This is a genomic window from Anoxybacillus sp. (assembly GCF_036834105.1).
GTDB lineage: Bacteria > Bacillota > Bacilli > Bacillales > Anoxybacillaceae > Anoxybacillus.
Map to the genome: position 1 here is coordinate 1 of NZ_DAITON010000100.1, position 8,528 is coordinate 8,528.

Sequence of the window (8,528 nt, forward strand, 5' to 3'; positions counted from 1 at the left end):
AGGAAGATAAAAAAATCCTCCCGATTTTTGTCGAGAGGGTGCGAAATGTGAGATAATAGGAAAAGGAAGAAAGAAATAGGGAAAAAAGTCGGACAGTATAATGAATTTATAAAAAAGGATGGATGACGATGAAAAAAAGATATATATGTAGCGCCATGTTTTCGATTAGTCTATTGTTAAGTGGTTGTGCGCAAAAAGAAAATAATCATACGTCTACAGAACATGAAATGAGTGATATACGTGAGGAAACTGCCTCAATTCATATACTTCCATCATTTTTATCTTCCTATAATGAGTCGATGGCTCATTTGTACGAACAGGCTGCAAAACATCAAGCGTTACTAGAACATATCCCTTGTTATTGTGGCTGTGGTGAGTCGGTTGGTCATAAAAATAATTATGAATGTTTCGTATATGAAAATAAAAACAACGGGGCCATCGTGTGGGACGATCATGCGACAAAATGTGGGGTTTGTTTAGAAACTGCAGCTATTTCGATCGAACAATATGAGAAAGGAATGCCTATCAAAGACATTCGCCACTTTATTGATGAAACATATAAAGAAGGATACGCCAAACCGACACCGACAAAGCCGATGTAAAAAGCCGAGCATTTCGCTCGGCTTTTTACTTTTTCGTTAATTGCCATGCCTGCTTGAGATCTTTCCATGAAGACGCTTGATTATACATGAGCACGCCGCCGCGATACACTTTTGAACCAAATACGAATAAAAAGGCAATTGTTCCGACGAGCAAACCGATGCTAAGGACAATTTCCCAAGTTGGAACGTTCAACATGCCAATGCGTAAAAACATAATCATCGGGGTAAAAAACGGGACAAACGACATTGCTGTCATAAACGGTGACTCCGGTGCATTTAAACCAAACATCGCCATGATAAACGCTGCGACAACGAGCATCGTCACAGGGCCAGCCATTTGTTGTACTTCTTCGACGCGGCTGACGATCGAACCAAGCACAGCAAATGACATCGCATACAACAAATAGCCGAGCAAGAAAAAGAGAATGCCATATAAAATAAGGGAGAGAGGCAGTTCATCCATGCCAATTAGCTGACGCAACATATCACTATTTTTCATCGATGCATAACCAACCGAAAATATGAGAATAAATTGCGTCAAACTTAACAAAGCAATCCCTAAAATTTTTCCGAACAATTGCTGAATGGGTGAGATGCTTGATATTAAAATTTCCATAATGCGAGATGACTTTTCTGTTGCTACTTCCATCATCATCATACTTCCGTACATTAACACAAACATGTACATCGCAAACAATAGCACATAAACGATCGCCCTTGCTTGATTTAGTTGTTCTTCTGTTTTGGCATGTTGTTCAAGCGCCACTTTTTCCATCGCAATCGGTGCATATAGTGCGTTGATTTGTTCATACGTTAACCCGATTTGCTTTGCCATCATCGCGATTTTGACTTGTTGCAATGCTTGCTCGATTTCATGCGTAACATCACTATCTGCAATATTTTTCGCATAATATGTCACTTTCGGCTGCGCATTTTGTACGTCAAGCACGATATACGCATACCATTGATCCGTTTGAACATATGTTTTCGCTTGTTCTTCACTTCCATCATGGCGAACAAGACTTGTTTCTTTATTCGTTTGAAATTGTGCTTGTAGTGCTTCGTACCATCCATTTGTTTCGTCAATAACACCGATTGTTTTTTGACCATCATTACTAAATGCTTCTATGATGCGATCTAGCTGACTAATACCAAATACAATCAAAGCAGTAACAATCGTTGAAATTAAAAAAGACTTTGATTTTAATTTTGTTACATACGTATGAAGAAAAACAATCCAAAACTTATTGCTCATACGCTGCACCTACTTTCTCAATGAAAATATCATTCAACGATGGTTCTTCTAATGAAAATGTGCGAATAAATCCTTTCGAATAAATATGTTCAAGAATATGTTGCGATACGCTCTCATCCGCTATTTGCAAACGGACTCCTTCAACAGTCTTCTCCATTTTTATTACACCTGGAATGTGTATTAATGTGTCAAACGGAAGTTCCCCATGAATAATGACATTTTTTTTGCCAAAAGATCTTTTTAACTCTTTAATTGATCCATGCACAATCGGTTTTCCTTTATGCATAATGCATATATGCTCACATAATTGTTCGACATGTTCCATCCGATGACTTGAGAAAACGATCGTTGTTCCTTTTTTCTGTAAATCAATAACAGCCTCTTTCAACATTTCTACATTTACCGGATCTAACCCGCTAAACGGTTCATCTAAAATGAGTAGTTGCGGTCGATGGAGCACTGCAGCGATAAATTGAATTTTTTGTTGATTGCCTTTTGATAGTTGTTCTACTTTTTGGTCTTCATATTGTGGTATTTTAAAACGCTCGAGCCAATCGCGCATTTCCTTTACAATTTCTTCTTTATGTAACCCTCGTAATCTACCTAAATAAATGAGTTGCTCTTTTACTTTTAGCTTTGGGTACAGCCCTCTTTCTTCTGGTAAGTATCCGATAAGATGACTATGTTTGTACGTGATGCGCTCACCGTTCCACGTAATCTCTCCTTTTGTCGGCTCAAGTAATCCTAAAATCATTCGAAACGTTGTCGTTTTCCCCGCTCCATTCGCTCCGAGAAATCCAAACATACGCTGTTTTGGAATAGATAATGTTACGTCATCTACCGCTACAAACGAACCGAACTGTTTTGTTACATGTTGTAAAACTAATCCCATGCTTTTCACTCCTTTCTCTTTCATTCTATTATAACGTATGACGTCAGGTAAAAGTTTCATATATTTACTTTTTTATGTTAAAAAATAAGAAAAAACATACTTCTTTCTTATCCACCATTCATTTATAATGAAAAACGTCGGACGACAACTCCGTGCTGAAATGCAGGAAATAGGCGATTAACTTCGTTGTGACATTCGAGCCGTAAAAAGTAAATTAGAAGCGAAAATTGATGTTCCCCGACAAGAGATGAACGAACGATTTCAACAGGTAAACGAGAAAATGGACCTTCTCGATCTATGAGACACGCAAGAAACTGTTGATTTACTTTCTTCCAAAACACTTCAACATGAACGAAAACTTCGTCTTTTGTCCAAACAGTCGTAAAACCCATTGACATCTTCATTTTTTTGTTTCATAATTCTGAAAAAAGACATATGTGGAATAAGGCACGGGACGAGTAAACCGATGGAACGTGTCAGAGAGTGGAACCCATAGGCTGGAAGGTTCCTCACGCAAAATCGGTTGAACCTACCCTATACGGCCGCTTATGCAAACATAAGCCGTTCTCCCGACGTTACAGGGCAAGAGGTGGGCGCATTGCGCCAAAAAAGGTGGTACCGCGGAAACGACGCTTTTCCGTCCTTTTCTATAAGGGCGAAGGAGCGTTTTTTTATTTCAAGGAGGTGGAAAGGTGAAAAAAAAGCGAATCGTTGTCAAAATTGGTAGCAGCTCGTTAACCGAAAAAAATGGCACACTTTCAGAACAAAAGCTTGTTGAACATGTCGAAGCACTTGCTCATATGAAGCAATTAGGACACGATATCATTCTTATCTCATCAGGTGCCGTAGCAGCCGGATTCGGTTTACTTGGGTATCGCTCACGCCCGAAGACGATCGCCGCGAAACAAGCAGCGGCAGCAGTCGGTCAAGGCTTGCTTATGCAAACATACATTTCCGCCTTTCGTTCGTTCGATATTGTCACAGGACAGTTGTTGTTAACGCGTGCAGATTTTTACGACCGCGAGCGATTTCGCAACTTATTTGCGACAATTTCTACATTGTTAGAACGTGGTGTGCTTCCAATTATTAATGAAAACGACTCAATTGCAGTGGAAGAGTTGACGTTCGGGGATAACGATTTATTGTCCGCGCTTGTAGCCGGTTTTTTGCATGCTGATGCTCTTATTATTTTAACGGACATTAATGGGCTATATGACAAACATCCGAATCACCCTGAGGCAAAAAAATATTATTTTCTCTCGGAAATGACTGACGAGCTTATCGAACAAGCAGGCGGTAGCGGATCTGCGGTTGGAACGGGTGGAATGAAATCAAAGCTGCTTGCCGCACAAAAAGCTCTTTCTTTTGGTGTCAGCGTCTTTATCGGTACAGGAAAAGGAAAAGAAAAATTGAAACATATTTTAGAAGGAAAAGGCGACGGGACGTATATCGGCTCCCCTTTTCAAGAACATATGCAAATGCGCAAACAATGGATTGCTTATCATTCAAAAGTGTCCGGAACGATTGAAATTGATGAAGGAGCAGAAAGTGCCCTTTTACATAAAGGAAAAAGCTTATTGCCTGCTGGCGTAATCAATGTATTCGGTTCATTTCAAGCGCTTGATGTTGTCAATATTGTGAATCAAAAAGGTGAGGTGATCGCCAGAGGGCAAGTATATTATGCTGCCGACGATTTAGCGAAAGTAAAAGGTTTTTCAAGCGAGGAAGCGAAACAATATTCCTTCCACCATCGCCCAGAAGTCATTCATCGCGATAACTTAGTATGTTTTAAAAACATAACAGTCCGATAAATACGAAAAGGAGCGAAAAAAATGAACGAATTACTTACAAAAGCAAAGAAACTAAAACAAGTTTCTAAACGTTTAGCATTATTATCAACGGAAGAAAAAAACAAGGCGCTTGCGATCATCGCGGAAACATTAGTTGCACGAAAATCGTACATTTTAGAAGAGAATGAAAAAGATATGGAAAACGGAAAAGAAAACGGACTCTCCCCTTCGTTGCTTGACCGACTACAACTGACGGAAGAACGTATTCACCAAATTGCTGACGGTGTTCGCCAAGTGATTCAGCTACCAGATCCAATCGGCGAAACGATCGAACAATGGACGCGACCAAACGGGCTCAGATTAAAACAAATTCGCGTGCCGCTTGGTGTTGTCGGTATGGTATATGAAGCCCGTCCAAATGTAACAGTCGATGCAGCTAGTCTTTGTTTAAAAACGGGAAATGCCGTCTTGTTGCGCGGTAGCTCGTCCGCCATTCACTCGAATAAAGCGCTCGTATCCGTCATGCAAGAAGCGTTAAAACAATCGTCAGTTCCATCCGATGCGATTCAATTATTAGAAGATACAAGCCGTGAAACAGCACAACACATGTTTCGTTTAAAAGAATATGTGGATGTTCTCATTCCACGAGGAGGTGCTGGACTTATCCAATCGGTCGTCGAACACGCCACAATTCCTGTGTTAGAAACAGGCGTCGGCAATTGTCATATTTTCATTGACGACTCCGCCGAAAAAGAAATGGCACTCGATATCGTCATAAACGCTAAACTACAACGTCCGTCTGTCTGCAATGCGGTTGAAACGGTCATCGTTCACGACCAATGGCCATATATAAGTGCGTTGCTTGAAACGCTGCATGAAAAAGGGGTCGAGCTGCGCGGCGACAAACGGCTCTCGTCTACATATCCGTTCGTCCGTGAAGCGACAGAAGCCGACTGGGCGACTGAATTTTTAGCCCCGATTTTAGCGGTGAAACTCGTCGAAACGGTCGACGAAGCCATTGAACACATTGAACGCTACGGCACAAAACATTCCGAAGCGATTATTTCTAAAACCGATGAACATGTAGAGCAGTTTTTTGCTCATGTCGATGCCGCTGTATTGTACCATAACTCCTCCACTCGCTTCACCGACGGCGAACAGTTCGGATACGGTGCGGAAATCGGCATTAGCACACAAAAACTGCACGCTCGCGGCCCAATGGGTTTGCGTGCCATCACGACAACAAAAACACTTGTGTATGGCAATGGACAAGTGCGGGCGTAAAAAAACCTAGCCTCTATGTGGGGCTGGTTTTTTCGTCTTACCGAATCGCTTCTAATACTTCCGCAAACCGCTGATGCTCGTCACTCCATTTCGCCTTTTCTAATCGCAATGACATCGGAATATCGCAATGAATGGCCGCAAGTTTGCGCGACAAATAAAGCGAATCAAAATGTTCGGTTATTTTTTGTTGCTGTGCTTTTGTTAAGTTCGCTAAATTCTCGATGATTCCTTCAATCGATCCGTATTGTTGAATAAGTTTAAACGCTTGCTTTTCCCCGATGCCGCGTACGCCTGGATAATTGTCGCTCGCATCGCCCATGAGCGCTTTCACATCGATGAGTTGATGTGGTTGAATCCCTTTTTCTTTAATAAAGCGTTCGAGCGTGTACGCCTCATAGTTGCCAATGCCTTTCGCCAGTAAGTAGACTATGACATGTTTTGAAAGAAGTTGAAATAAATCATGATCCCCGGTCACAATCGAAATGCGCATCTCATCACGATATTGCTTTACAAGCGAGCCGATGCAATCGTCCGCTTCGGCACCGAGCACGCCGATATTCGGAATACCGAGCATTGCCACTGCTTCTTTCGCTAAATCAAACTGCGGAACTAATTCGTGTGGTGGCTCACCTCGATTCGCTTTATAGTCCGGAAACCATTCGGTGCGAAACGTCGTACTTCCCATATCCCAACAACAAACGACGTGCGTCGGTTGAAGGGCATTTGTCACCGCTTCGATATGCTTTACTACCCCATATGCCGCATTCGTCGGCACCCCACGGCTATTCATCATCCATCTCGGCGCTGTTGCATAAAACGATCGAAACAATAACGCCATTCCATCGATTAATAACAAATGTTCTCGTTCCATCGCTCGTTATCCTTTCTATGTATCGATGAAACAAGTATAACAAAAAACCACCCCATATGGGATGGTGGAACCGTTCGAAAATATTTTGTGCAACGTATCATTTATTGTAAACGTCTTTTTTTAAAAAACACCCAATATCCAAAAATCAAGCGATACTCAAGATCTTTTCTACAAGGTTGCCTCATGAAAATGATTGATATATGTCCTTCCTACAAATTCACCATTTTACCATTCGATAATATTAAGCCATCGCCGATCATGCTCCGTATCCTCATATTTCAATATCAAATGTCCTTGTTGATCGAAATAGAGAAAAAGCGGATGAGGATCGATTCTCTCCTTTATTGTTTTCCACTTTCCGTCATGTCTCTCGTAAATGGAAACTTGACCTTTCTCATCCAAAAACGCTACTTTCCCTTTTGCAGCATCAAAATAGTGAATAATCCCATGCTTAATAGGAAACACAAAAAACTCTTTCTTTTTCACATCAAAATACCCAAATTTTTGATCATCTAGATATCGTAGATCGCGAAAATGGAGCGCATAAATCATCCCATTGTCATAAACTGCATAAGCAGGAAATGGAGCAGGAGCTTCGTACCTACTCGTAGTACCCGTAGGAATGTCATAAATATAATAATAACCTTTCCCATTTTCCGAATCGGTCCATACGACTTTGTCATCACGTAGTGAGACGAACTCGTTATACAGCCCTTGCGATACTGTGCGACCAATCGTTTTCGTCTGCCGTGTCGATAAATGACAAAGCTTCACTTGTCCAAATGATGCTCCCCTTTCTGTCCAAGCAACATTATCCCCATTTAATACCGGATCGAAGACAGTGGGAAAAGAAGAGGAAGATTCAGCAATTTGGAACGTTTCCCCTGTTTTCCGATTCATCCCCCAAATGACTGAACTATCTCCAAAGGAGGTTGAATCTTCCCAAACAACCCAATGTTTGTTTGCCTGCACCCACTGTACAATCGCTTCCGGATGTTTAGAGCGAAATAACACGCGCTGTTCTTTTGTTTTCACATTTATAGAAATGAGTTCATTCACCGATGCACGGTTCGTCTTATCACCATTCACTCCAACAAATAATTCATCTCCTACTTTCACAGCATGCGTCCAATTTGGAGAAGGAACATCCAGTTTTAGCAAGTTTGGTTGCGTAGTAATACGTTCCGATAGGTTTGATTTCTGCTCACTACACCCAACACATATGGAAACTGTACCAACAAGAGATAATAATAGAAAATATATTTTCTTTTTCATAATCATCAATATCCCCTTAATAAGCCATAGCCATATTCGAGCCATTTAAATCTGCATTGTACACCGCTCGAAATACCCCATTTTCTTTTGTAGATCCTAGCGCTTCCCAATGTGTTCCATATCTTTTTGTTCTGCAAGCTTTAGCCACTTTTCATAGTTTTCAGGCGTCAATGTAAAATCATCCACTGTGGCTCCCTGTTCTCCATGAACAATAGTAGGAAACAAAAAAATAGAAACAACAAGCTTGACGGAAAAAACATTCGATCGACCAACGCTCGGCGTAGTAGCGTAAGATGTCCTCATCTCTTAACTCACGATTGGCGCTCAAGATGCCATGAAGATGTTCAGATGTCATCGGTTGATGGGCTTCCTAGGAGGGGATCACCACAGCATCATCGAGAACTTTGAGAGCGCCTTCGTAACGATACAACCGATAACGCATTTCTTTACCGTGACAAGGTGAGTGTCTTTCGGTGCAATGTATTTGGGCAAACTACTTGGCTTGAAAACTGTAGATGAGCATTTTTTATTACATTAATTTCCATACCCAAGAGACAAA

Annotated in this window: 8 protein-coding genes and 1 pseudogene; 3 read left to right on the forward strand and 6 right to left on the reverse strand. The window is 41.2% G+C overall.

Annotated features, from left to right (window positions below; translation table 11 throughout):
• Positions 1-128 precede the first annotated feature (128 nt).
• Positions 129-602, forward strand: a complete 474-nt coding sequence (locus V7Z64_RS09900; protein ID WP_297987211.1) for a PCYCGC motif-containing (lipo)protein — start codon at positions 129-131, stop codon at positions 600-602.
• 25 nt (positions 603-627) lie between these two features.
• Here V7Z64_RS09900 and V7Z64_RS09905 read toward each other — a convergent pair whose 3' ends face one another.
• The 3 genes from V7Z64_RS09905 to V7Z64_RS09915 all read right to left on the reverse strand — a co-directional run bounded on the left by V7Z64_RS09905 (position 628) and on the right by V7Z64_RS09915 (position 3,153).
• A complete protein-coding gene (locus V7Z64_RS09905) occupies positions 628-1,857 on the reverse strand; it encodes an ABC transporter permease (RefSeq protein ID WP_297987210.1) in 1,230 nt (409 codons plus the stop codon).
• Positions 1,847-2,749, reverse strand: coding sequence for an ABC transporter ATP-binding protein (locus V7Z64_RS09910; RefSeq protein ID WP_297987209.1), 903 nt, complete (start codon positions 2,747-2,749; stop codon positions 1,847-1,849). Before V7Z64_RS09910 ends, V7Z64_RS09905 begins: the two co-directional genes overlap by 11 nt.
• Before the next feature lie 122 nt (positions 2,750-2,871).
• The gene (locus V7Z64_RS09915) at positions 2,872-3,153 is read right to left on the reverse strand and encodes a hypothetical protein (protein ID WP_334110274.1); all 282 of its coding nucleotides are present in this window, start codon (positions 3,151-3,153) and stop codon (positions 2,872-2,874) included.
• A gap of 288 nt (positions 3,154-3,441) precedes the next feature.
• Between V7Z64_RS09915 and proB the strand changes: the two genes are divergently transcribed.
• Positions 3,442-4,560, forward strand: a complete 1,119-nt coding sequence (proB, locus tag V7Z64_RS09920) for a glutamate 5-kinase (RefSeq protein ID WP_297987207.1) — start codon at positions 3,442-3,444, stop codon at positions 4,558-4,560.
• A gap of 21 nt (positions 4,561-4,581) precedes the next feature.
• A complete protein-coding gene (locus V7Z64_RS09925; protein ID WP_297987206.1) occupies positions 4,582-5,823 on the forward strand; it encodes a glutamate-5-semialdehyde dehydrogenase in 1,242 nt (413 codons plus the stop codon).
• 37 nt (positions 5,824-5,860) lie between these two features.
• On the opposite strand, the gene V7Z64_RS09930 is transcribed toward V7Z64_RS09925, so the two are convergent.
• The 3 genes and pseudogenes from V7Z64_RS09930 to V7Z64_RS09940 form a co-directional block, all read right to left on the reverse strand.
• A complete protein-coding gene (locus tag V7Z64_RS09930; protein WP_297987205.1) occupies positions 5,861-6,694 on the reverse strand; it encodes a 5'-3' exonuclease in 834 nt (277 codons plus the stop codon).
• Between the two features lie 225 nt (positions 6,695-6,919).
• Positions 6,920-7,969 (reverse strand): hypothetical protein, encoded by a 1,050-nt coding sequence (locus tag V7Z64_RS09935; RefSeq protein WP_334110277.1) that lies wholly within the window; start codon positions 7,967-7,969, stop codon positions 6,920-6,922.
• Positions 7,970-8,210: 241 nt separating this feature from the next.
• Positions 8,211-8,452 (reverse strand): annotated as a pseudogene (locus V7Z64_RS09940) (IS701 family transposase); the annotation flags it as partial.
• Positions 8,453-8,528 lie beyond the last annotated feature (76 nt).

Bases quoted from the DNA above. Each gene is read 5' to 3' on its own strand.
- V7Z64_RS09900 (WP_297987211.1), top strand. From the start codon at position 129: ATGAAAAAAAGATATATATGTAGCGCCATGTTTTCGATTAGTCTATTG.
- V7Z64_RS09905 (WP_297987210.1), bottom strand. From the start codon at position 1,857: ATGAGCAATAAGTTTTGGATTGTTTTTCTTCATACGTATGTAACAAAA.
- V7Z64_RS09910 (WP_297987209.1), bottom strand. From the start codon at position 2,749: ATGGGATTAGTTTTACAACATGTAACAAAACAGTTCGGTTCGTTTGTA.
- V7Z64_RS09915 (WP_334110274.1), bottom strand. From the start codon at position 3,153: ATGAAGATGTCAATGGGTTTTACGACTGTTTGGACAAAAGACGAAGTT.
- V7Z64_RS09925 (WP_297987206.1), top strand. From the start codon at position 4,582: ATGAACGAATTACTTACAAAAGCAAAGAAACTAAAACAAGTTTCTAAA.
- V7Z64_RS09930 (WP_297987205.1), bottom strand. From the start codon at position 6,694: ATGGAACGAGAACATTTGTTATTAATCGATGGAATGGCGTTATTGTTT.
- V7Z64_RS09935 (WP_334110277.1), bottom strand. From the start codon at position 7,969: ATGAAAAAGAAAATATATTTTCTATTATTATCTCTTGTTGGTACAGTT.